This window comes from Shewanella sedimentimangrovi, assembly GCF_017354965.1.
GTDB classification, from domain to species: domain Bacteria; phylum Pseudomonadota; class Gammaproteobacteria; order Enterobacterales; family Shewanellaceae; genus Shewanella; species Shewanella cyperi.
The window spans coordinates 604,741-627,913 of record NZ_CP071502.1 but is presented as its reverse complement, the minus strand read 5'-3'; the positions used below and the strand labels follow the sequence as shown (position 1 = coordinate 627,913).

The following is a 23,173-nucleotide window of genomic DNA, read 5'->3' as shown; positions in this document are numbered from 1 at the left end:
CAGGAACACAGATGAGAGTGCCACGTATTTATCAACCCTTTCCCCTGAGCCCTGGCGCAGAACTGGCCCTGGATGAGGACGGTGCGGCCCACATAGGTCGGGTGCTGCGCATGGGTCCGGGTGAGCAGTTGTGCCTGTTCAACGGCGACGGCAAGGATTATCTGGCCGAAATCACCGAGGCCGGTAAGAAATCCGTCACTGTGCGGGTCCTGTCCGAGCAGACCAATGAGTCCGAGTCGCCCTTGCACTTACACCTGGGACAGGTGATTTCCCGCGGCGATCGTATGGATTTTACCCTGCAAAAATCGGTGGAGCTTGGGGTCAACACCATTACCCCGCTGTTTTCCGAACGCTGCGGCGTCAAGCTCAGCGGTGAACGCCTGGATAAACGTATCCAGCAGTGGCAGAAGATAGTCATCAGCGCCTGTGAACAATCGGGCCGCAGCACAGTCCCCGAAGTCAGACCGGCAATGGAATTGGCTGACTGGTGTGCCGAAAACACCACAGCGCTCAAACTGAATCTGCATCCCAGGGCGGCACACGGCATCAATGGTCTGCCACTGGAGAACAAACGCATCCGCCTGTTGATCGGCCCCGAAGGTGGACTTTCTGCCGAGGAGATAGCCATGACAGAGAACCACGCCTTCACCGACGTATTGCTTGGCCCCCGGGTGTTGCGTACCGAAACCGCCGCCCTCACCGCCATTACAGCCCTGCAGCTCAGACTTGGCGATCTGGGCTGAGCGACCTTAAGGATTAGACAATGATCAAACTCGGTATAGTGATGGACCCCATAAGCGCCATCAACATCAAGAAAGATTCCAGCTTTGCCATGTTGCTGGCAGCCCAGAGCCGTGGCTACCAACTCTTCTACATGGAGATGCAGGATCTGGCGATGATCAATGGTGTTCCCCGCGCCAATATGCGCCCCCTGACCGTTAAGCAGGACGCCGATAACTGGTATCAGCTGGGTGAGGTGAGTGACTGCCCATTGACCGAACTGGATGTGATCCTGATGCGCAAGGACCCACCGTTCGATACCGAGTATATATACGCCACCTATATGCTGGAGCGCGCCGAAGAACAGGGGGTGCTGATAGTCAACAAGCCCCAGAGCCTGCGGGACGCCAACGAGAAGCTATTTACCGCCTGGTTCTCTGAGTTTACCCCGGACACCATAGTCACCCGGGATCCGAATCGCATCCGCGCCTTCCACGCCGAGCATGGGGACATCATTCTCAAGCCACTTGATGGCATGGGCGGCACCCTCATCTTCAGGATCAAGCAGGACGATCCCAATCTCGGGGTTATCATAGAGACGTTGACCGCCTATGGTCAGCGCTATGCCATGGCGCAGACCTTCATTCCGGCCATCACCCAGGGCGACAAGCGCATTCTGGTGGTGGACGGCGAGCCCGTGCCCTATTGTCTGGCGCGGATCCCCAAACAGGGCGAAACCCGCGGTAACCTCGCAGCCGGTGGCCGCGGTGTGGCCCAGCCCCTGTCCGAAAGCGACTGGCACATTGCCCGAGCCATAGGTCCCGAGCTTAAGCGACGTGGGCTGGTCTTTGTCGGCTTGGATGTCATTGGTGACAAGCTCACTGAAATCAATGTCACCAGCCCAACCTGCATCCGTGAAATTGAGGCCGCCTTTGAGGTGGATATTACGGGCATGCTGATGGACGCCATAGAAACGCGCCTAGGCAAGCGCCAGTAATCCCAGAGCGTCCAAAACTACAACAGGAAATAGACATGTCACTGCGTCACTTTTCAGCCCTGCTGCTGTGCCTGCCACTGTGTGCCATGGCCGCCGATGGCAACGCCCTGGTCAAGACCAATACCAAGCCCAAAAATCTGGTGATCATGATTGGTGACGGTATGGGCCCCGCATACACCAGCGCTTATCGCTATTTCAAGGACAACCCAGAGACCGAAGAGATAGAGCAAACCGTGTTTGACCGCCTGCTGGTCGGCATGGCCAGCACTTATCCAGCGAGGGAAAGTGGCTACGTGACCGACTCTGCGGCGGCCGCCACCGCACTGTCAACCGGCTACAAAAGTTATAACGGTGCCATCGCCGTTGACACAGAACACAAACCTCTGACCACGCTGATGGAGCACGCCAGGGGCGCCGGCCTGGCCACAGGTATCGCCGTCAGCTGCCAGATTAACCATGCCACCCCCGCGGCCTTTCTGTCCCACAACGACAGCCGCCGCAACTACGACGCCATAGCCGAAAGCTATCTGGACAGCGATGCCCAGGTGTTGCTCGGAGGTGGCCAACGCTACTTCTCCGACGCGCTGCTCACCCGCTTTCGCGACAAGGGTTACCAAACCCTGAGCGAGTTTGACCAACTTGATGGCATCAGCAGTGGCAAGGTGCTGGGGCTGTTTGCCGACGTGCAACTGCCCTGGGCCATTGATGAACCGCAGGCCCACAAACTGAGCAAACTCACGGCCAAGGCGCTGGAGCTGCTGTCCGCCCAGGAGCAAGGATTTGTCTTGTTGGTAGAAGGCAGCCTCATCGACTGGGCAGGCCACGGCAATGACATTGCTGCCGCCATGGGGGAGATGAACGAATTCGCCAATGCCATTGAAGTGGTGGAGCAATATGTGCGCAGCCGTGGTGATACCCTGATGGTGGTCACCGCCGATCACAACACAGGTGGTATGAGCATAGGTACCGCGGGCCAATACAAGTGGACTCCGGAAGTACTGCGCACTCTGAATGCCAGTCCGGAAACCATGGCCACCAAGGCCCTGGCCAATGAGGATTGGCAACAGCCCCTGGCCCAGCAACTGGCCTTTGCCCCCTCAGCCTATGAGTACGCTGAGCTGGCCAAAGCCAGAATGCAAGGTAAGGATGTACTGGAAAGCGCCATTAAGCGTCTGATAGATGTCCGCTCCAACACCGGCTGGACCACCGGGGGACATACAGGTGTGGATGTGCAGGTTTTTGCCGCAGGTCCCGCATCAAGCCTGTTCAATGGCCATCAGGACAATACCGACATCGCCCAGAAGCTGCTGAGTCTGTTGCCCAAGGCGGCCAAAAAGCCTGTAGCCGCAACGCCCGAGGTGAAAACCGACACCCAGGCTCAGCCGCTTAAAGAACAAGTCGTCACCAATTAACGGTTCTTTGACTAACGGCCCTCTGACTAACAACCCTTTAAGCAGCAGCACCTGGAGTCAGCCTTGGAAGCTATACCAAGGCTGACAAGGCGCGGCGCTGCTAGGTGCCCAGCTTGGCCAGCAGGCTTGGCATATCTTCCCTTGGCCAGCGGCGGCTGTCGTGAATGGAGTCGAGCACAGACATGATTCTGTGCTCATCCATGGGTTTGGCCAGCAGATAACCCTGGGCCAGCTCACAGCCCGCCGTCGCCAGAAACTCGTATTGCAGCTCACTTTCGACACCTTCAGCCACCACGGTGCGCCCAAGGTTGTGGGCCAAGTCAATCACAGTGGTGACTATGTGGGTATCTGCGTCATTCTCCTGAATACCCGACGTAAAACAGCGATCTATCTTCAGTACATCAAAGGGCAGTTGCTTCAGATAGCTCAGGGACGAATAGCCGGTGCCGAAATCATCAATGGCAATTCTCACTCCCAAGGTCTTGAGCTCGGCCATGACTTCCATGGCCTTGTCTACCTGTTCAATCACGCTCTCCTCTGTGACCTCCAACAATAATCCCTTTGCGGTTATGCCATTGCTGAGCAACAGCGAACGAATGTACTCCGCCAGCCCCGGGGCCAGATAGTGGCGTGCTGACAGGTTAACGGCAATATACAGTTCGCCCCAGTCCTTGTGCTTAAGGCGTTGCAGCAGTTGCACTGCCTCTGCCAGCACATAGTTTCCCACCTCAATGATGGCATCACTGTTTTCAATGTCGGGAATAAAGTTAGCCGGCATGATCAAGCCACGTTTGGGGTGAAACCAACGCACCAAGGCTTCAAAGCCCTTGAGCTTGCCATCGGCAATGCTGACTATGGGTTGCAAAAACAGGCGCAGCTGATGTTCTGCGATGGCGGAGCTAATGTCCTGCTCTATCATCAGGCGATTATTGGCCTGCAGCAGCATATCTTCGTTGAAAATGCGGAAGTTGCTGCGACCGGCGGCCTTGGCCTGGTACATGGCAAGATCTGCATGCTTAATCAACTCTTCGGCCCGCAACGAGGGTGAATGGCAGAAAGCGACCCCTATGCTGGTGGTGATAATAAGCTTGTGGTTTCCCAGCACCACGGGTTGCTGCAAACCGGCAAAAATCTTGTGGATCACCCGCCGGACATCGGCCTCCTCGTCTATACCGCGCAGCAGGATCAGGAACTCATCGCCCCCCTGGCGGAATACCGTGTCCATGGCCCGCACACTGTTGGTTAAGCGCTCGGCAATGATCTTCAGTAATTCATCCCCCTGATCATGGCCCAAAGCATCATTGACCCTTTTAAACTCATCCAAATCCAGAAACAGTAAGGCCACCCTGTCCTGCTGCCGCCCCATACAGGCAATGGCCTTGTTCAGCTCGTGGAGCAGCATGGCCTTATTGGGTAATCCGGTAAGGCCATCAAGCATGGCCAGACGCTGCAGTTCCCGGGTGTAATCACTGACATCCTGTTCCAGGGATTGAAGCCTGTCTGCCAATCCCAGGGTGGCACCATTGAGCAGGTCCACCTCATCCTGCCACCAATTGTGAATGGGTTTGAGGCGGCGCCTGACTTCATCAAAGCGTCGTTCCGCCAGCAGCGGTAAGGCCTTCACATGCCCTTCCAGCCTGGCAATGGGCGACCAGGCGAACATCGACAGCAGTACTGCAGTCAATAGCAGGGATATCAACAACAAGCCCAGCATACTTTGTTGAAACTGCTTGAGCAGCTGGTGCCACTCCACCAGGTTGGAGATCACCAGCAAGGCGGGACCATCGACGGATTGATCCAGAGGGAAGCGCCAGATGGCATAGGGAGCATCCCCTATCTGATACAGACTGTTGCCTGTCACTATCTCGTCCCAGCGCCAATTTGCCGCGGCCTGGCGCAACAGGGGCTCACTGCGGGAACGGTTGCTGATGCTGTGCAGCTGCCGGCCCCAATATGCATTGGCTATGGGATGTTCCGAATGGCTCCCGAGCACGGCCAGCTCAAATGATTCCTGGGAGCGGAATCTGGCAAGAATGGCGGTCAATTCAGATTCAATAAAGAAATACACCTGCTGTTTATTCAGCAGTATCGGCACCTGTACCTGCAACAGGCAGCGACTGTTACAATGAATACGCCATACAGGCACAGTGGCACTGGACCAACGCTCAATCCAGGCCTTGTCACTGGCACCGGGCGCAGTGCCCAAAAAGTATGAGGGAGCACCATTGCGCCCAAGAATACCCAAGGCACTGATCCCCCAGCGCAATTGGATGTCAGCCCAATGGACCTCCAAGTCGGCAATTGCTTCATTCTGCTCATAGAGGATGACCAATTGCTGCACCGAGTCGACCGCATGGTCCACCGCCTGGTGAATGACATTATTGAGATTTTGCTGCAGACCATTTTGCTGTGACTCAAGCAAAAATCCCTGCTGTTGCGACAGTTCCCGGGAAGCAAACCATCCCAATGACAGGGTAAGCACTGTCATCAGCGACAATACACTCAGGAGCAGTTTCCATTTCAGACTGAGAAAAGGTCTGACTTCCGCCATAGGCTCACCACTGCATCCGGTAAGAGAGTTGCAGGGCAAAGATGGACCAATATTTATCCTGAGTTAAAGGTTGCGGAAATATGACCGGTGGCACCCAGGCAGCCCCTTCTATCCAATGATGTTCGGCAACCAGCAGCCAGTTATCTGCCAGTTGCCACTGCACTCCGGCGACCCAATCCTTGCTGTAACCGTAATGGGCGGGGATCCCGGTCGCGCGCTCCAGCCTGGCTCCGTTGCGGTCATCAAGATTGTTAATCATGTGATCGAAGCGGGCAAAAACGTTAACCGGTGAGGCGAAGCGGCTATGAAGGTCGAGGTAATAACCCCGATAGGGCTCTCGCCGTTCCCCCCCGGATGAAAAAATCCCCTTGAGATAGCGATTGCCCTGCATGAATTCGGCGGTCAACTCCAGCGGGCCTGCCCGGTATTGGGCCGACAGCACCAGGGCCCGCAGATCCACGTGGCTCTCGAAGGTTTTGGGTTCGGTTTCAAATCCCAGCCCCACATGAAACAAGGTGGCACCCAGGGTCCAATCCTGATACTGCAGGTCCAGGTCCAGGGACACGAATGCATCGGAATGATATTGGCCATAAGCCAGGGTGCCATTGACATTACGGGTCAAATCCTTGGTGGCATCGGCGCTGCCTCCCGTTAGGTGCCAATTCAATTGACCGTCATCCAAGTGATATTGGCCGAAAATATCCAGGCCATCTATATGCAACTGGGCATCACGATAGTAATCGGAATAAATGGATTGCGGCATGATGATCCCGGGTCGACTGAAGGGCACATCCCGGGTACTGGAATAGAGGCCTACTTCATTCTTGACCCGGCCCAGACGCACGCCCATGTGACCCGATGCCAGAAAATGGAGGTACTCGACAAACAGGTAATCCATCTGCCAAGCCTCGTCGATGAGATTGCCTCTTTGTCTGTAGTTCAGGGCACCGGCCAATCGCCAGTGCTCCGCCGGTCTCCAGGAGGACATTAATGTCGCTTCGGTCAGCTCGAGACTGGTATCGTCATCGGTGAAAAAATGACTGCCATCAACACCCACCAGGCCCTGGCTGATAAAACCGTTCCACTGCCAATCCTGAGCCAAGGCCAGGGAAGACAGCATGCCCGTCACCAATACAAATCCCCTGATATATCTCATTCGCTACTCCCTGTAGCACTTATTTCATCCGGCACATACCCCACTGCACCGGCGGTGCTGAATACCTTTCTGCGCATTTCGGCAATCGAACTGACAATTTCCGGCCTGTCGGCCATGCCGGAATAGACCGCCCTGTCCCAATTGCGTTGCAGCATATAAGGAAGAACATCCAATGAGTTTTGGCAAAACTGCCTGTGGTCTTCGGAATCCGGCGGCAGAATAAATACCCTAATCGCCTGACCATTGGTCCAGAACAATCGCTGTCGACTGAATATCAACCTCAGCTCTGCGGCATCCAATCCGGCTTCAGCAACCGATGCATTGAAAATGACCTCACTCAAGGCGGGTGAGGACAACAGGCACAGACACAACATCCCTGTTATTTTCCAGCGCATCTAAACTCTCCGTATTGGCGCCCGGGCGCCTGCGACTTGATCCTGAATCCGGTAAAACTGCCTTAATGAATAAAAGCTTAGGCAAGGAAGTACGGCACTGCACAGGAATTTGGCTGAAGATATGTTGGTCCTTGCGTTATAATCGGCCCAAATTCACAGCCCAAGTGCATCGCTTTGCTGACCAATCCATCACAACTTATCGTTAGAAATATCGAACTGCTCGCCAATCACAAGGTGTTACTGCTCAATATCGAGGCCGATACCTTAGGTTGCGAATTGCTGGATACAGCGACCGAAGTGACCGCATTAGCGCTGGATTTCAACCACTTCAATCAATTGGTCGGCCACGGTCGCCCCGGCCTCAAGGTCGAGTTTGGCCACGAGCTGCAAGCCCAAGACAGCTTCGACTCGGTAGTGGTTTTCTTTCCCAAGGCCAAGTCCTTGGCACCCTACCTGTTCAATTTGGCGGCCCAATATCTGAAGGCCGGCGGACAGCTGTTGGTATGCGGAGAAAACAAGGGCGGCATCAAGTCCCTTGACAAGCTCTTGCCCGCTTGCTTTGGCCAGGCACATAAGCTGGACAATGCCCGCCATTGTCTTTTGTATTTGAGCCAGTTGGAGGAGCAGGCTCCGGTTTGGAACCTGGATAGCTGGATCCAGCAGTACAGTTTGCCAACGCCGGCAGGTGAACTGGTGATCTGTAATGCGGTGGGTGTTTTCAGCGATCGGCGCCTGGATGAGGGAACGGCACTCTTGCTTGACCACCTGCCAAGACTGCACGGACGGGTGCTGGATTTTGGTTGCGGTGCGGGTGTCATTGCCGCGGCCCTGCTGAAGCAGCAGCCGGAACTGACGCTGGAATGCGTGGATATCAATGCCATGGCACTGCTCTCCTGCCAGCGCACCATGGCGGCCAATGGCATGCAAGCCAAAATATACCCATCCGATGGCCTGGCGCAGACCGAAGGCCGCTATGACGCCATCATTTCCAACCCCCCGTTCCACGATGGGCTAAAGAGCACTACCGATATCGCCACTCGCTTTGTGGAGCACAGCGCCACCAAATTGAGCGACAACGGACAGTGGCACATTGTCGCCAATCGCCATCTGCCCTATGCCGATACCATTGCCAGCGTATTTGGCAAGGTGCAGGTGTTGGCCGAAAACAACAAATACAAGGTTTACCATCACAGATGCGGCAAATAGCCAACGACAACCACATATTTGAGTGTCATGCTGGTCCCAAAGAAGGCTGTTCGTTAGTTTGTGGATTTGAAGTACAGATAAAGCAATTGAATTGACCATTTAAGGCTTTTTTGTACAAAGTTTATGTTGTTATACTGCTGTTACCAAACCAGGTTCAGGGCCATTTACAGTCGGCCATTTTATTTTGGGTTATGCCCGAAATCCTCGCTTGGGTTTCAGTTGCGAAGAAATATAACAACAAGACAGGGAAAACTATGCTGGCGCCAGAACTGTTCGAACTCAGTAGTGATGGAAACAAGATCGAGCTGAGACTGATCCCCAACAACCACGGCCCCATCAGCCGGGATGATCTGGTGCATTTGCTTCACCTTCCCGAATTTTCTTCTTTCTGCCCTCTGGAACCTGTCATCCAAAAAGCCGTCATGCAAACCAACAAGCTTTGTGGCACCGAAGACGGCAAGTTCGAACAGTTTTTTGCCGTTGCCGAACGGCGCGACGGCCAGATTGAAATAGTGATAAGTGACGATCGCATGCAGGCCGAGATGATCATCACCTCGGCCTGGGGCGGTAAACAAGTAACCTTGCAGGACATTCTCAAGGCGCTTAAGACCGACGGTGTCGCCATGGGACTGAGTAAGCAGCGCATCGAGCTGCTGCTCCGTCAGTTGCCTTCCCTGGCGCCGGGCGAACAATGCCGCCAGATCATTGCCAACGGCAAAGAAGCGATAAACGGCGTCAATGCCCGACTTGATCGCAAGGTCCCCCTGGCCCGTGAACGCCTGCTGCAACCCCAGGAAAGGGATGATGGCACAGTGGATATGCGCGATCTGGGTGCCGTCATCATGGTTCGACCCAACGACGTTCTCATGGTCAAAATTCCGGCCACAGAGGGCACCGCCGGCTACACGGTCATGGGGGAGCCACTGGAGCCCAAGCCCGGTAAAGATGTCACCATGACCCCGGGAAACGGCTGCGATTTCTCCCCCAAGGATCCCAACAAACTTATCGCCCTGGTGGCGGGGCAGCCGGTGGAAACCCGCAGCGGCATGCAGGTCGACGATGTGCTGCAAATCAAAAACGTCGATGTCAAATATGGCCATGTCAACTTCAAGGGGTCGGTGCTGGTGAGCGGCGATGTCGGCGAAGGCATGCATGTCAAGGCCACGGGAGATATCACGGTAATGGGGTTCGTTGATTCGGCCATACTGGAGGCCGAAGGTGACGTTATCGTCAGCAAGGGGGTCATTGGCAGGCAATTGGGCGGCAATAAACTCTCGACCCAAATCAAGGCCAAGGGACAAATTTGTGCGCAGTTTGTGCAGTATTCCCACCTTGAAGCCGAGGGTAATATTCTGGTGACCAAACAGTTGCTCCATAGCCACAGCGTCACCCACGGCTGTCTGACGGTCAGCGACGCCACGGGCCGCAGAGGCGACCTGGTAGGTGGCATAGTGCAGGCCGATCAGGGAATCAAGGCCGTGGTGATAGGCGCAACGGCAGGCACCAGAACCGAACTCTACTGCGCCATGAAGCATGGCGATTTGAGGCATGAACTCAAGCAGCTGGATGAAAGCGTCAAAGCCCTGGTGGTCGCCAGCCTGGATATAGAGGGCCGGCTACGCAAGCTGCCGCCAAAATCAGAGTGGCAAAACGATCCTGTGATGCGCGAACAGGTGCAGATGATGCTTGAAGAGAAAAACCGCATCCAGGAAGAGCGCAGCCGTGAAGAGCTGGAATTTGAGCATCTGCGTCTTGAGGCGGACAATTATTTCAGCCACTACCGGATTGAAGCCCACAAACACATCTTCGGTAACGTGGAAATTCATATAGGCAATGCCTTCAATCGTACCCAAAGGGAGCATGGCCCCTGCATCGTCAGCAACCAGGGGCAGGAAATCAATTTTGATTACAGCGCCCGTGGTTAATGGCGAGTCACAGATGAAAAACATTATTAATGACATCCACTGGCCAGCCATCATTAAGCTGGTCAACAGCGATGAGCTGCTGCTCCTGGAATCACCCCGGGATTGGTTGGAAATTGCCTGCCTGTACCAACACAGCTTCCAGGAAGGGGACTGCCTGGCCGACAGTGACGGCCAACAGTATCGAATAAGTGCACCGGAGGCCCAGCAAGACAGTCCGGTCGCGCATTTGCCAAGCCTGAGTCCACAATCCTTTCCTCTGACGCCGCTGGAGCTGCTGCCCTGGGTTAAAGCCCATGCCCTGGCCGCCGGCCAATGTTGCATTGCCAAACTGGGATTCACTACCGTGGCCCAGGGCATTGAGCTGGTCCGTTCACTCGATAGCTGATCCCCGGACCTAATCCGGGTAAAATCGCCGCCACTCTCTTTTCATCTGGACAACGCATTGGAACTCTTGAATATCGACTGCCTTGGCAAGCCGCTGCGACTGGAAGCATCGCTGGCAGGCTGGCAACAACTTTTCTGGGATAATCATCTGGTATCGGAAAAGTCAGCCAGTGCTGACAACCAGGGGCTGAGGGTGCATGAATTTCAACTGCAGTCCGCCAACGCGGAACTGCCATTGCAGATCCGTCTGGAAACCGACCTGATCTGGCAACCCTTCACTTTGGACTTCCGCTTGCTTATCGATGATGAGGTGGTCAACCAGGGAAAACGCAACGCCAGGGACCTGGAACGACAGCAACCCAGCATTGCCCGGCCCCAGGAGCGCAAGCTGAGCCTGCTCGGCTTGGGCTCATTGCTGTTTAAACTGCTGAAGAGTGCCAAGGTAATCAAGGTGGCGTTGGCCGGAGCCAGTCTGGCGGCCTATTCCTGGCTGTTTTCATTTCAGTTTGCCCTGGCACTGATCCTGTGTCTGGTGGTGCACGAGTATGGCCATGTGCGGGCCATGAAATACTTCGGCATGAAGACCAAGGGGTTTTACCTCATCCCCTTTATGGGCGGTGTTGCCCTCACCGATGACAAGATCAATACCCGCTGGCAGGACGTGGTGATTGCCATCATGGGGCCCGTCTTCGGTTTGTTGATGTCACTGACATGCCTGCTTGTCTGGTGGGTGACCGACAATCCCTTGTTCGCCGGTCTGGCGGCCTTCAACGCCCTGTTGAACCTGTTCAACCTGCTGCCCATTTTGCCCCTGGACGGCGGCCACGTGGTCAAGAGCATCAGCTTCTCAATGAACAGCATCACAGGTCTGCTTATTTGTGTGGGAGGCGCCATCTTTGGGGTCTATATCAGCTACAAACTGGGGCTGAGCCTGCTGGGCTTCCTGCTGCTGATCGGTTGCGCCGAAATCATGCTCGAATGGCGCACTCGCCATCAAAGTCATTTGCTGCCGCTGGACCGATACGGACAAATCTTTTCCGCCGTGTGGTACCTGCTGACCCTGGGTGCTTTTGTGGCCATTATCTGGTTCTTCGCCGGCACGGGCGATGGCAATCATATATTGGGCCTGCCACTGAAGATATTGCAAAGCTGAACCAATATCCCTGCAAATTAACGCCCGGCAATGCCGGGCTTTTTATACTCTCAGCCCCTTCCATTCACCTTGGTATAGGGGTAAATTCTTCCGATACAATAAGATAACATTTAAGGAAACCGATATGGAAATCACCAACATAGAAACGATTCCCGGTAAGAATATAGTCAAGCATCTGGGCATGGTGCAGGGGAATACAGTGCGGGCCAAGCACATTGGCCGTGACTTTATGGCCGGCCTGAAAAATATCGTCGGCGGTGAATTGGTGGGCTATACCGAGCTGCTCAATGAATCCAGAGAGGAAGCCACCCAGCGCATGATCTCTCAGGCCCAGGCCATAGGAGCCAACGCCGTGGTCAACGTACGCTTCTCCACTTCCAGCGTCACCGCGGGTGCCGCCGAATTGTTTGTCTATGGCACAGCCGTGCTGGTTGAGTAATTGCCATGGACCAACTCATTAATCTGGGCATATTTCTGAGCCTGGTGCTCATAGGCTACATTTTTGGTCGCATGGCCGAACGGCGGCACTTCAAATCCATCCGCGAGCGTGAGGCAAACCTGGCGGACATACTGACCTTCAGTGAACGCAAAATCCCCACAGATTTCGATAACTGCCGTGGCCAACTGGTTAGTGGCGCCGTGGTTGTATCCGTGGACTACTTCAAAATGGTGTCCGCGGGACTTCGCAATCTGGTGGGCGGCCGGGTTAGCGCCTATGAATCACTGTTGGAACGCGCCAGACGCGAGGCCCAGCTGCGGATGAAGGAAGAAGCACGCAGCCTGGGCGCCGGCGCGATATTCAATGTGCGACTGGAAACCTCGGCCATAGGCCAGGGGCAAAATAACCAGACCCGCAGTGTCGAGGTGTATGCCTATGGCACTGCCTTGATTGTGCCCACCAATGGCTGAATACAGCAATCCCCGGTTGCCGGAGGGCATCAATGTCAGTACGGAAAATCCGCTGAAGGACTTCCTGCACCTGCTGCTGGTAACGGGCCTGGGGCTGGCGGCAGCCTTGTTCCTGTTAATCCTGGCGTCGGATTTCCTGGTTCGCTACATCCCCATCCGCTATGAAGCGGCTCTGGCCAGCAAAATGCCCCAGTTGGTTGCCCAAAGCACTGTAATGGAAGCTGCTACAACCGAAACCGCCGAAGACAGAGCCAAGGTGCAGGCTTATCTCGACCGCTTGGTCGGCAAGGTAGGCAGCCAAATGGCACTGCCGTCGGAACTGACGCCCAAAATACATTATGTGGACGCGGATCTGGTTAACGCCTTTGCGACCCTGGACGGCCAGGTGTTTATCTTTCGTGGCCTGCTGGAGCAGGTGCGCAGCGAAAACGCACTGGCCTTTGTCATAGCCCATGAGCTTGGGCACCTTAAATTACGTCACCCCATCAAGGCCCTGGGACGGGGATTGGTGGTCGTGGTTGCCCTGTCGGCCATTGCCGGGGTATCCGAGACCGCATTGCCGGACTGGCTGGTGAACACCAGTGGCCAGGCGACCCTGCTGTCGTTCAGCCGCGATATGGAACTGGATGCCGATGAGGAGGCGATGAATGCCATGCTTGCTACCTACGGACATCTGGCGGGCAGTGGTGAACTGTTCGATTATCTGGCGCACCATGATGGCTTCAAGGTGCCTGCACTGCTGAGTACTCACCCCGCCCCGGATAGCCGTATTCGGGCCATTAACGAGCGTACTGTGCTGGAGAAAACGACCTCTATAGCCGAGCCACTCCCAGAGCCAAATAACAGTGCACTTACCGACATGTCATCCGTGTGCCTGAAAGTAAACGTTTGCCTGCCTTACCCTCTGCTGCCCCTTGCAGCCAAATAACAGTGCACTTACCGAAATGTCATCCGTATGCCTGAAAGCAAACGTCTGCCTGCCTTACCCTCTGCGGCCCCTTGCAGCCAAATAACAGTGCACTTACCGACATCTCGTCCGTGTGCCTGAAAGTAAACGTCTGCCTGCCTTACCCTCTGCTGCCCCTTGCAGCCAAATAGGGTCACTGTTCGCTCCGCCGGCGCCATGCCCGGCAACCTGTCCCAACTCGACCGAGCGTTGCAGCTGTCAGTATGATGCCAGATTGCACAATCCAGCAGCCGAATACCTTTTCGCAAACCCATGACAACAAAGCCGTTACATAGCGAGGAGCATTCTCAAATTCGGGAATGATTTTTTCTTATCTGAAAAATTAACGCCAAATTTGCCCACTATAGGCGTAAAAAATTCAGTTTTATATTCATACACTTAGAGAAATAATTTTTGATACCACTTTGTGGGTATAAATTTTTCAATGGGTTACAGCAGAATTGAAAAAGCGAGTGCAACCTTGTTTTCAGTCAACAAACCGCACTTGGTACGTTGGTACTATATCGTTGAATTAATAAACAACTTGTCCAGTTAGCCGAGGATTAACAAATGCACAACAATCTAGCGCTGGCAGGAAGGCAAGGACACACTATTCAGGATGACCGTTGGGATGCATTGACATCCGCACAGAAGACAGTGCTTTTCGGTCTCTACAACTATGGCTACAAGCTGTTGCTGGTCAACCATAGACAGGGTGAACCCTATGCCGTAGTTGCAAATGGATTTGAACTTGGAACTCTCGACCCCAGTGGCAAGATGAGTTTCAATTCAACTGAACTGCTCTCTTCAAACTGTTAATTCCACAGGAATTAAAGGAGGCAATCATGCTGCAGGTATCAAACAACCAAAGCATCAATGTATCTGGCCCCATCACTGTACTTTATTACGAAGGCATCCTGGGTCTGGAAATCCATGCCGCCGTGCTTGATAAGCTCGCCATCCGCAACCAGCGGGTCATTATCCCGGCAGAATTCAAGCAAGACAAGACTATTGTTGCGGTGCTTGAAGGCAACGTGAAAGTGCTCAACTCACTTGGTGAGCGCGCTTACGTCGAATCCGCCGTAGCCTGAGCTGTTTTCGGGCGGGCTGCCATCGCTGCGCCTGCCCGGGGCCAGGAAACCCGCTTTACCTTGTAAAGCGGTCACCTATGCGGGCGGTCCACCTATTTGCCCCAGCTTAAAGGGGCTGTCTTGCTGTCTGTCACTTTTTTCAGCCCCTCCACCAGCCCTGGCCCCAGACTACTGTGCCTGCTCACGCTTGCCCCTCATTGGCACCGGCCTTTCACAAATCGCATGCGGCAACACAGACATGCAAGCTGTGGCTGGTGCACCCCTTGCTGCTGTCCTGAACTGCTTTCCTGAGCGGCTTTTTTCGTGGCTGAGACTGCCTAAGCCCCTTCATTGGCTCCGGCCTTTCACAAAGCCCAAGCGGTAACACAAACAAAAAAGCGGTGGCTGGTGCACCGCTTGCTGTTGTCCTGAGCTGCATTCTTGAGCGCTTTGTGAATGGCTTACTGTTAAGCGGCTCAGATTGGCTGAGGCATGGGGTCAGCGCCCAGCCGATGTGGCCTGTGCTCACGTTCCTGGTACAGCAGCTCCAGCGCCTTGTCCAGGGAAACGGGCTTACTGTAGAGATACCCCTGGCCAAGATTACAATTGTGCGTTTTCATAAACTCATGCTGCGTCGCGGTCTCAATGCCTTCTGCCACTACCTTCATATTGAGATCCTTGGCCAGCTTGATGATGGTGGTAGTAATACCTTCATCCACGGGGTTAAGGGTGACATTGTCGACAAAACTCTTGTCAATTTTCAGCTCGGTAATAGGCAGAGTTCGCAGCACGTTGAAGCTCGAATAACCGGTACCGAAATCGTCGAGGGCAATATGCACCCCAAAGCCCCTCAGCTTATTCAAGGTATCCATCACATTGGCGCTGTTATCCACGAACAGGGACTCAGTGATCTCGAAAGTAAAACAGTTTGGAGGACTGCCAATGCTGAGAATATTTTCCTTAATCACGGCAAACAGATTGGGGTCGACAAACTGGCTGGGGGAAAGGTTTATCGACATGCCCACATTCCGCCCCAGCACGTTGGTAAAAATGGCCTGGGCCTGACACGCCTGTTTAATGATTGAATAGCCTATGGTGTTGATAAGCCCCATGCGCTCTATCGCCGATATAAACACATTGGGGTAAATCACCTCATTGGGTTGTTTCTGCCAACGGATAAGCGCTTCGAAGCCCTTGATTTGCATAGTCTCAATATCAACCTGCGGTTGATAGTGGAGAATGAATTCCTCTTCGGCAGTGGCTTTTTCAAGTTGCATCTCCAATTCCATCATTTGCAGGAATTGGGATTCCATTTCGTGACTGAAGAAGTTGATATTGGAATTGCTCTGCACCCCAACATCAATGGCAATATTGGCCCGCTTGAGCAGATGATCCGGATCTGTACCGTCCTGGCCAAAAAGACAGATGCCCACCAAACAGTGTTGCTGGAAAATCCTGTCATCAAAAGATAACTGTTTATTCAACAGCTTGGATATTTTGTTTGCACAGATCCACACATCATTAAGACTGGTGAAGTTGTCTATGTAAATGACGAAACTGTCTTCCCCCACCTGGGCTATCAAATCGGTTTTTCGGGTAATGGTGGTCAGTACCGAGGCAATATCCTGATAGACGTGTCTGAGGGAGTCGGACGAAAACACCGAGCGCAGCATCTTGAAATTATCAATCTTAATCAGCAGCAAGCCGCCCACATGACGCGATTCCTTGTTCGACTTGTTCTTGTTGAACATATCGGTGAAGTAATGCAGGTTGGGCAAGCCACTGCGCTCATCATTGTATTCCAGCCTGGCCAGTTCCTTGGTGGCGCTGTCCAGCTTGGAAATCAAGCGGCTTGGGCGGCGGAACAGCTGAAAATTGATATAGAAGATCAGCATGCATATGATGATCAGGGCGCCATAGGCCAAGCGGATGGCAAACAGGTTGGAGCTGCCTTTGGACGCCACCGTCAGAGTCCAAACCCCATTGTTATTGATGTGGATTTCCCTTGAGAATGACACCAGCTCCGGGGCTATCTTGTCGCCGAAGGAAAACGCCCTGTCGGACACCTTGGTGGCTATACGATAGAGAAAACCACTGTCTACCAAATTGCTGATCCCCACCTTGGTCTCGAAGCGGTCGAGATGGATCATCGCGGTGGCAAAGCCCCAAAACCCCTTGCCCTGCCCTTCGCCGATAAAAATTGGCAGCCGGGCTATCAGGGCTATCGGCCCCTGAACCGTCTTATAGGGACCGGATAACACCAGGCTGCGGGAATTGATGGCCTTGAGTACGTCGGCACGGCGACTGTCATCCATCAGCAAGTTATGGCCTATGGCCGCCTCGTTACCGGCCAGTGGGTATATGTAGGTCACCACACCGTTGCGGGCCAACTGCACATTGGAGAGGATCCTGATGGAACTGACCACGGTTTTGGCCACCACCTCGAATTCCTCACGGTTGATATCGGGATTCTTCTTAACTTGATCAGACAATATCTCCAATGAAATCAGAGCACTGTCTATTTGTTGTTTGATATTGATCGCCTGCTGATCGGCCAGCGCCTCCAAAATATCGGCCTGATCCCTGCTCCACAGGGTAGTTTGCAGGTCAATGAAGCGAGTGCCGACAAAAAATGTCAGCAAACTCAGGATCAAAGGCAGCAGATAGGTCTTCAGCCCGACACGAAAGGATTCACTCATGTAACTTCTTCATTGGCGAGTTCAGCGATGATGGCGGTATTGCGCGTTATCTTGGCTCGATACAAAGCATCGTCCGCCCGTTTGAGGACTGTATCCTTGTCATCCCGATCACAGAAACTGGTAGCCCCAATACTGCAGGTTACTGGTGGTTGCAGTTTGCTGTTTTCCAATGTTTTTCGCAGCCTCTCACTCATGACTGCGACACCCTCTGTACCTGTCTCCGGTAAGAGAATGACAAACTCTTCACCGCCCCAACGGAAGACAGTGTCTGTATCACGGACACTTTCCTGGCAAATGCGGGCCACCTGCCTGAGGGTTTCATCACCTATATCATGACCATAGTTGTCATTGATGGACTTGAAGTGGTCCAGATCCAGGATGATTATCGAAAACTCGGTGTGATAGCGATTGAAAATGGCTATTTGATCTTTAAGCATCTCGTCAAAACAACGCCTGTTGTACAACTGGGTCAGTTCGTCGGTTTTGGAGATACGCTCAAGCTTTTGTTCCAACTCATTTTGCAACGTGAAGTCCATGCCGTTGGATACAAAGTGGGTAATAGTGCCCGAGTCATCCTTCACCGCAGTGATGACCTTAAGCTCCAGATAAATGGAACCATCCTTGCGCTTGTTCCATACCGCCCCACGCCAACAGCCTTCCTGCAACAGGGTCTGCCACATGGCATGATAAAACTTTTGATCATGGCGTCCGGAGCTGAGCACATTGGGCTTGCCACCCACTATCTCCCGCTCCGAATAGCCGGTCATCTGACTGAAGGCCTTATTGACCTTCTGCACTGTGCCTTCCACGTCGGTTATTACCAGGGAGTTCTGGGTTTCAAAGGCCACGGCCGCAATCCGCAGTTCGGTTTCCTGCTGTTTAATCTTGGTCAGATCGGCATAACTCTCGACGTAATATGCAACCTCACCCCGTTCGTTATAGGACACCCCCAGGGTCAGCAGCTGAACCCTGTGACTCTTGTCCTTGTTGTAGGTGACCACTTCACCACGCCAACGGCCCTGTTGTCTGGCTTGCAGGTAGATGCCCTGGGCAAAACTGCGCTCCACCTGATCTTTATCGAGCAAACTCAAATTGGTGCCCAATATGTGTTCTTTTCTATACCCTGTGGTGTCCAGCACACCTTGGTTGACATTGACTATCACACCTGAGGAATCGCGGATAATCAGTCCTTCACAGCAATCAAAGGCCATGGCCCGCACAGCAGATTCGCGCTGGGCCAGCCACTGGCGCACCCGGTTGACCGAGTAGTAATAACTGATCACCAGGTTCAACAGGGACAACAGCAAAAACACCACGCCGGCGGTAGTAAAGCGGTAACTGGCGAAGTCAAACACATCAAAAGGGGTAACATTCAGATTCAAACTGAGCCACAGAGGCTTGGTTTCTGTGTCGGTAGCCGCCATGGAAATGGTGCGATAGATAATACGGCTGAGGGATTGCTCTTTTACCCTTTGATCGGGATGTTCCTTGATATAGTCAATGACCCCTTCCCAGGGAGTATCCTGCAGCTCAAACAATTCCTGCTGCCCACCCAGGTCATGGCCATTGGCGAACATCATTCTGAAATTGGGGTCAGTGTAATCTTCCGGCCACAACACCCTGGCATTGAATACCATAAGCACTATGGCGGCCACATCGTCACCAAACAACATGGGGCTGGCAACGTAAAAATTGACATCCGCATCATGGCCCGGCAATGTCAGCAAACCAAAAACCGAGTTCCTGTTACCTTTTTTATAGTATTCAATCAGGTGGTTATCGACACCCAGCTTTTGACTGACGGTATGCCTGAATTTGTTCGATGGGTAGGACGGCATATAGTCATCGATCATGCCGCTGCCCACGTCAATATAAGACACGACCTGGACATATTCACTGAAGAGTTTGGAGATGGTAAAACTGCGCTCACGGTGATCAAGGCCGCTGAAGGTCATAGCCGAAAAACGATTGGCCTCTTCTTCACTGGTTAACTCAATTTCCCGCAGTAATTGGGTGGTTTGACTCTGTATCCGCCCAAGCTCACTGTATTTAAGCTCGGTCAGTTCGGCAAAGCTCAGCTTGAAGGCGATGAGAACGTAGAGCCCAACCAATACCAGACAGACAAGGGTAAGGCGCATATAAACCGTGGCAAATTTGCCGAGCAGTCTTTTTCGCAGCGACGCCAAGTCCTGTGCACTTATCATCTGATTTTGCACATCAAACCATTGCATCAACCAACCAATCATGCCACCTCCCAAGAGTCGGTCACTGTCGCGAAACGCTTGCTGCACCTGCACTCAAGAAGCATTGCGCGCCTAGACGACCATCCCTGAGTCAGAACCATCGCAGGCAACTCCGAAACCCAAGCGGGAAAGCCGGATATCCTGCTTTCCCAGTGTCTCCGAAGACCTGACGACTGGCAAGGTTAATCATCTGAGATTTATGACAATTTATTTGATCACAATTACAGATTTGGCAAAAAGTCAGGATCAATAGCCACCTTTCTTACCGGTTCCCAAATAAGTCATATCCCAGCTGACGATGAAAGGTTCAAACCATTTGGACGGTGCCGTTTCTTTATCAGTGTGCAGCATCAGGCTTGGCGGCGTGATGCGGAACATCACCTTGTATTTGCCGACCCCATTGAGCTTGACGTTACCGCCATAGTGGGGGCCATCGTTGGCGACCATGGGATCGAAGCTGCCCGAGGTAAACCAATCGGAACCGGCCTTTTCAATCCGGTAGTCGACCTTGAGATAAGGGATCCAGGAATCCTTTACAAAGCCATAGGGATTGTTTTCCATTGCGTGCACCTTGGCTTCAAGGTGAATATCCGCGCCCGCTTCCACCTTATGGTCGGTGCTGCTCATATTGGCATGATCCATATGCTGCATGTCTGCCATTTCGCCCAGTGGCATCTTTAAATTGGTGCTGCCACCTGTCATCAACACGGGTTGAATGTACAGGCCCCAGATCTTCATACCGTATTTTTCTGTAATCTGTTCCTGCGCCTGACCGGCGGCCCAACCTGCCGAAGTAAAAAGCAGGCCCGCCATCAGGGTTCCAACAGTCAACTTGATTGATTTCATTGTCTTTCCTTCTCAAATACCAAAGATAGCGGGCCACCAGCACGCAGCAATAAAGAGGCTGGTCAAGGTCCCGACAATTTGACCTGGTACCTTTCGTCCCAAGGGAACCTCCTGCACTGTCTGGATGCGCCAGCCAAGCCACAGGCTCCATAACAAGCTGATCCCGAAAAGCACCAGCTTTATGGTTAAAATGCCGTTGCTGCCAAGGCCAACCAAACCAAGCAGTTCGAATATTTTGCCACCCAGGCCAATCAGCAATGACACCATGGCCACGGGCATGTATTGATAGGCCAATTCCACATAGCTGGCCCAGAACTGGCTGCGATCTTTTCCTGTGCCTGCGTGGGCAATGCTGCTGCTGAGCAGGTTGAGCAGGAACATGGTTGTGGCAAACACCAGCATCACCGCAGTCATAAAGCCCACTATGGTCATAAAGTCGAGCCAGTTATAGACCTCACGGCGCTCGGGATGCACACTCATCAACCACCAGGGGCCGGATTCACCAATCCAGAACTGGTCGTGTTCAATAAACCATTCACCCAATGCCTGACGCAGATCCTGATACAAGGGCAAAACCAACCACAGGAAGCCGCCCAGAGCGGAGCCGGTGCCGAGGAAGAAGAACCAAACTTCGGCCCAATTGGGGTTGTGGCTGTGGATATTCTCCACTTCTTCACCGGGAGCACGTGCCCTCACTATCAGGCTGGATTTGGCTTCGGGGTGCACGCATTTGAAGCATTCAATGCAGTGACGGCTCTCCTTCTTGTGCCGCAAATCTATCATGGTCGGGCACAGGCTAGTTTCGTGATACTGATCGGCGCCATGACTTGGGCGTTTGGGGAAAAACTGCACCACGCCCAGGCGAGAAAACAGTCCCAGCATCAGGCCAATGGGACACATATGACGACACCAGACTCTGTTGTTCCGGCCATACAGATAACCAATGATGATAGCCGCCAACATCACACTGCCGAACACATAAGCTATGGCTTCCGGATGGTCCCGCACACCCACAGTCTGTCCCAGGGTGGTGATAATCAGAAAACTGATGATGGGCATACCTTCCCAACGGATAAAAGCCGGGATTTTCAGGTGCAGGCCGAACTTGTTGATATATTCACTGGCTGCGCCCATGGGGCACAACAAGCCGCACCAGGAACGGCCGGTGAAGATCACCGACAGAAACACCAAGGGGAACCACAAGCCCCACATGGTGTAATTGGCCAGCAGGGTGAAGTGGGTAAACACTGTGTCGGTTTCCGACACTTCATCGAGAAACAAGGGCACAAACAGCAAGGCCAAAAACACCCAGAACACCGCGAAATGCACCAGACCTATGTAGCTGCGGTATTTAAAGAAGAAGCGCTCAAGCCAGAGCATACGTCCCTGCTGCTGTGGCACGACATCGACGTTTCTGCAGGGGATTACATTGTCTTCAGATACGTGCATAGTGGTGTTCTCCGGTGTCGGATAAGCAAGGCAGCATCATTGTCCGTTTTGTTGCTCTTGCTTGATTTTCATGTATTCCTCGTCCGTAATTTTCTCTTTTACGCCCAAAAAGCCCTGTTCCTTGCCCAGTTTGGCGGGACGGAATATGTCCACCTTACGGAAGAACTGATCCGCCATCAGCACACGGCCATCCTCATCGACGGCAATACCTGAGTTAAGCATATAAGCACCGGGTTTGAGATCGCTGCCGCGCTCACCAACGAACAGCAGCAACTGTCCTTCGGGATTAAAAATCTGGAAATTGCCGAAGGCCGCGTCGGAGACATAGATGTTGCCATCGCTATCCACCGCCACATCCTTGGGGCGCGAGAAGGTCCCCAATCTTTGGCCTACCTGGCCAAAGGTGCGCACCATCACTTCTTTATCGGGATCAATTATCTGAATACGGAAATTGCCGCTGTCAACCACATAGAGCAGACCGTTTTTATCCAGATCAATGCCCTTGGGCAGGTTGAACTCCAGATCGCCACGGCCGCGCTTACCCAAGGTTTTGAGCAGCTTGCCGGTCTCGGTATCAAACTGGAAAATCACATGCATGGATTCGGATACACCCCCGGTCTGGGAAATGTACATGGTCTTGCCATCGGGGGTAATGGCCAGATCCGTGGGCATACTCAACTGGGCGTCGGGTTTGATGGTGCGCAGATAATTGCCATCACGATCAAACAATTTCACGTCCTTGAGGCCCTGGTCCAGCACGAACAGGTTACCCTGAGCATCGGTTTCCACCCCGTAAGGCTTCATCAGCAATACATTGGGATCTGAGGTCAGGGATTTGAACAGGTAGTGGGCCGGGTCAAACATCATCACATCGCGTCCCGGGGGATCCGAGACAAAAATGCGCCCCTGGTGTACCGCGATACCATAGGGTTTTACGAATCCCTTGTTGGCGGCAAAAGTGCCGGTGAGAAAGGCGCTAATCTTGCTCTCTTCTGTTTGGTGCTCCACGCTCATGCTGCCCAGCAGCATGCGGTCCCAATAAAACCTGGGCTCATCGGGCGGCTTGGGGTAAACAAACTCCTCTGCCTTTTGCACTTTGTTTGAGCTAGAAC

Annotated in this window: 20 protein-coding genes; 12 read left to right on the top strand and 8 right to left on the bottom strand. The window is 53.4% G+C overall.

The window, feature by feature from the left end:
• The first annotated feature begins 11 nt into the window (after nucleotides 1-11).
• From rsmE to JYB85_RS02565, 3 genes are read left to right on the top strand one after another with little or no spacing between them, the layout of a single operon-like run.
• Nucleotides 12-743: a 16S rRNA (uracil(1498)-N(3))-methyltransferase gene (rsmE, locus tag JYB85_RS02575; RefSeq protein WP_207325361.1), complete on the top strand. Its 732-nt coding sequence runs from the start codon at nucleotides 12-14 to the stop codon at nucleotides 741-743.
• Nucleotides 744-763: 20 nt separating this feature from the next.
• Entirely contained in the window at nucleotides 764-1,717 is a 954-nt protein-coding gene (gene gshB, locus JYB85_RS02570) for a glutathione synthase (protein ID WP_207380927.1), read from the top strand.
• A 35-nt stretch (nucleotides 1,718-1,752) separates the two neighbouring features.
• A complete protein-coding gene (locus JYB85_RS02565; RefSeq protein WP_207380926.1) occupies nucleotides 1,753-3,129 on the top strand; it encodes an alkaline phosphatase in 1,377 nt (458 codons plus the stop codon).
• A 100-nt stretch (nucleotides 3,130-3,229) separates the two neighbouring features.
• Here JYB85_RS02565 and JYB85_RS02560 read toward each other — a convergent pair whose 3' ends face one another.
• The 3 genes from JYB85_RS02560 to JYB85_RS02550 are packed head-to-tail and all read right to left on the bottom strand — an operon-like array spanning nucleotide 3,230 to nucleotide 7,231.
• Nucleotides 3,230-5,680 (bottom strand): putative bifunctional diguanylate cyclase/phosphodiesterase, encoded by a 2,451-nt coding sequence (locus tag JYB85_RS02560; RefSeq protein ID WP_207380925.1) that lies wholly within the window; start codon nucleotides 5,678-5,680, stop codon nucleotides 3,230-3,232.
• 4 nt (nucleotides 5,681-5,684) lie between these two features.
• Nucleotides 5,685-6,836 carry a hypothetical protein gene (locus JYB85_RS02555; protein ID WP_207380924.1) on the bottom strand — a complete coding sequence of 384 codons (1,152 nt, stop codon included), beginning with the start codon at nucleotides 6,834-6,836 and terminating at the stop codon, nucleotides 5,685-5,687.
• Nucleotides 6,833-7,231 (bottom strand): hypothetical protein, encoded by a 399-nt coding sequence (locus JYB85_RS02550; RefSeq protein ID WP_207321866.1) that lies wholly within the window; start codon nucleotides 7,229-7,231, stop codon nucleotides 6,833-6,835. The genes JYB85_RS02555 and JYB85_RS02550 overlap by 4 nt, the downstream gene beginning before the upstream one ends.
• 174 nt (nucleotides 7,232-7,405) lie before the next feature.
• Here JYB85_RS02550 and JYB85_RS02545 point away from each other — a divergent pair, with 174 nt between their 5' ends.
• From JYB85_RS02545 to JYB85_RS02505, 9 genes are all read left to right on the top strand, one after another.
• Nucleotides 7,406-8,437 (top strand): methyltransferase, encoded by a 1,032-nt coding sequence (locus JYB85_RS02545; protein ID WP_207380923.1) that lies wholly within the window; start codon nucleotides 7,406-7,408, stop codon nucleotides 8,435-8,437.
• Between the two features lie 254 nt (nucleotides 8,438-8,691).
• The gene (locus tag JYB85_RS02540; RefSeq protein WP_207380922.1) at nucleotides 8,692-10,362 is read left to right on the top strand and encodes a DUF342 domain-containing protein; all 1,671 of its coding nucleotides are present in this window, start codon (nucleotides 8,692-8,694) and stop codon (nucleotides 10,360-10,362) included.
• 13 nt (nucleotides 10,363-10,375) lie between these two features.
• On the top strand, nucleotides 10,376-10,747 hold the full coding sequence (locus JYB85_RS02535) for a DUF4144 family protein (protein WP_207380921.1): 372 nt from the start codon (nucleotides 10,376-10,378) through the stop codon (nucleotides 10,745-10,747).
• Between the two features lie 45 nt (nucleotides 10,748-10,792).
• Nucleotides 10,793-11,899, top strand: coding sequence for a site-2 protease family protein (locus JYB85_RS02530; RefSeq protein WP_207381948.1), 1,107 nt, complete (start codon nucleotides 10,793-10,795; stop codon nucleotides 11,897-11,899).
• Between the two features lie 124 nt (nucleotides 11,900-12,023).
• On the top strand, nucleotides 12,024-12,338 hold the full coding sequence (locus JYB85_RS02525) for a YbjQ family protein (RefSeq protein ID WP_207321862.1): 315 nt from the start codon (nucleotides 12,024-12,026) through the stop codon (nucleotides 12,336-12,338).
• 5 nt (nucleotides 12,339-12,343) lie between these two features.
• Complete coding sequence (locus JYB85_RS02520) at nucleotides 12,344-12,808, top strand: YbjQ family protein (protein ID WP_207380920.1); 465 nt, start codon at nucleotides 12,344-12,346, stop codon at nucleotides 12,806-12,808.
• Nucleotides 12,801-13,736 (top strand): M48 family metallopeptidase, encoded by a 936-nt coding sequence (locus tag JYB85_RS02515; RefSeq protein ID WP_207380919.1) that lies wholly within the window; start codon nucleotides 12,801-12,803, stop codon nucleotides 13,734-13,736. The genes JYB85_RS02520 and JYB85_RS02515 overlap by 8 nt, the downstream gene beginning before the upstream one ends.
• 588 nt (nucleotides 13,737-14,324) lie before the next feature.
• The gene (locus JYB85_RS02510; RefSeq protein ID WP_207380918.1) at nucleotides 14,325-14,573 is read left to right on the top strand and encodes a hypothetical protein; all 249 of its coding nucleotides are present in this window, start codon (nucleotides 14,325-14,327) and stop codon (nucleotides 14,571-14,573) included.
• 26 nt (nucleotides 14,574-14,599) lie between these two features.
• On the top strand, nucleotides 14,600-14,845 hold the full coding sequence (locus tag JYB85_RS02505) for a DUF2375 family protein (protein ID WP_207321858.1): 246 nt from the start codon (nucleotides 14,600-14,602) through the stop codon (nucleotides 14,843-14,845).
• 455 nt (nucleotides 14,846-15,300) lie between these two features.
• On the opposite strand, the gene JYB85_RS02500 is transcribed toward JYB85_RS02505, so the two are convergent.
• The 5 genes from JYB85_RS02500 to JYB85_RS02480 all read right to left on the bottom strand — a co-directional run bounded on the left by JYB85_RS02500 (nucleotide 15,301) and on the right by JYB85_RS02480 (nucleotide 23,156).
• Nucleotides 15,301-17,523 (bottom strand): bifunctional diguanylate cyclase/phosphodiesterase, encoded by a 2,223-nt coding sequence (locus JYB85_RS02500; RefSeq protein ID WP_207380917.1) that lies wholly within the window; start codon nucleotides 17,521-17,523, stop codon nucleotides 15,301-15,303.
• Nucleotides 17,520-19,769: a sensor domain-containing diguanylate cyclase gene (locus JYB85_RS02495; protein WP_207380916.1), complete on the bottom strand. Its 2,250-nt coding sequence runs from the start codon at nucleotides 19,767-19,769 to the stop codon at nucleotides 17,520-17,522. Before JYB85_RS02495 ends, JYB85_RS02500 begins: the two co-directional genes overlap by 4 nt.
• Before the next feature lie 243 nt (nucleotides 19,770-20,012).
• The gene (locus JYB85_RS02490) at nucleotides 20,013-20,612 is read right to left on the bottom strand and encodes an iron transporter (protein ID WP_207380915.1); all 600 of its coding nucleotides are present in this window, start codon (nucleotides 20,610-20,612) and stop codon (nucleotides 20,013-20,015) included.
• A gap of 12 nt (nucleotides 20,613-20,624) precedes the next feature.
• Nucleotides 20,625-22,061, bottom strand: coding sequence for a 4Fe-4S binding protein (locus JYB85_RS02485; protein WP_207380914.1), 1,437 nt, complete (start codon nucleotides 22,059-22,061; stop codon nucleotides 20,625-20,627).
• 36 nt (nucleotides 22,062-22,097) lie between these two features.
• Entirely contained in the window at nucleotides 22,098-23,156 is a 1,059-nt protein-coding gene (locus tag JYB85_RS02480; RefSeq protein WP_207380913.1) for an NHL repeat-containing protein, read from the bottom strand.
• Nucleotides 23,157-23,173 lie beyond the last annotated feature (17 nt).

Excerpts from the sequence above, each read along its gene's own strand:
- rsmE (WP_207325361.1), top strand. The coding sequence starts at position 12 with ATGAGAGTGCCACGTATTTATCAACCCTTTCCCCTGAGCCCTGGCGCA.
- gshB (WP_207380927.1), top strand. The coding sequence starts at position 764 with ATGATCAAACTCGGTATAGTGATGGACCCCATAAGCGCCATCAACATC.
- JYB85_RS02565 (WP_207380926.1), top strand. The coding sequence starts at position 1,753 with ATGTCACTGCGTCACTTTTCAGCCCTGCTGCTGTGCCTGCCACTGTGT.
- JYB85_RS02560 (WP_207380925.1), bottom strand. The coding sequence starts at position 5,680 with ATGGCGGAAGTCAGACCTTTTCTCAGTCTGAAATGGAAACTGCTCCTG.
- JYB85_RS02555 (WP_207380924.1), bottom strand. The coding sequence starts at position 6,836 with ATGAGATATATCAGGGGATTTGTATTGGTGACGGGCATGCTGTCTTCC.
- JYB85_RS02550 (WP_207321866.1), bottom strand. The coding sequence starts at position 7,231 with ATGCGCTGGAAAATAACAGGGATGTTGTGTCTGTGCCTGTTGTCCTCA.
- JYB85_RS02540 (WP_207380922.1), top strand. The coding sequence starts at position 8,692 with ATGCTGGCGCCAGAACTGTTCGAACTCAGTAGTGATGGAAACAAGATC.
- JYB85_RS02535 (WP_207380921.1), top strand. The coding sequence starts at position 10,376 with ATGAAAAACATTATTAATGACATCCACTGGCCAGCCATCATTAAGCTG.
- JYB85_RS02525 (WP_207321862.1), top strand. The coding sequence starts at position 12,024 with ATGGAAATCACCAACATAGAAACGATTCCCGGTAAGAATATAGTCAAG.
- JYB85_RS02520 (WP_207380920.1), top strand. The coding sequence starts at position 12,344 with ATGGACCAACTCATTAATCTGGGCATATTTCTGAGCCTGGTGCTCATA.
- JYB85_RS02515 (WP_207380919.1), top strand. The coding sequence starts at position 12,801 with ATGGCTGAATACAGCAATCCCCGGTTGCCGGAGGGCATCAATGTCAGT.
- JYB85_RS02510 (WP_207380918.1), top strand. The coding sequence starts at position 14,325 with ATGCACAACAATCTAGCGCTGGCAGGAAGGCAAGGACACACTATTCAG.
- JYB85_RS02505 (WP_207321858.1), top strand. The coding sequence starts at position 14,600 with ATGCTGCAGGTATCAAACAACCAAAGCATCAATGTATCTGGCCCCATC.
- JYB85_RS02500 (WP_207380917.1), bottom strand. The coding sequence starts at position 17,523 with ATGAGTGAATCCTTTCGTGTCGGGCTGAAGACCTATCTGCTGCCTTTG.
- JYB85_RS02495 (WP_207380916.1), bottom strand. The coding sequence starts at position 19,769 with ATGATTGGTTGGTTGATGCAATGGTTTGATGTGCAAAATCAGATGATA.
- JYB85_RS02490 (WP_207380915.1), bottom strand. The coding sequence starts at position 20,612 with ATGAAATCAATCAAGTTGACTGTTGGAACCCTGATGGCGGGCCTGCTT.
- JYB85_RS02485 (WP_207380914.1), bottom strand. The coding sequence starts at position 22,061 with ATGCACGTATCTGAAGACAATGTAATCCCCTGCAGAAACGTCGATGTC.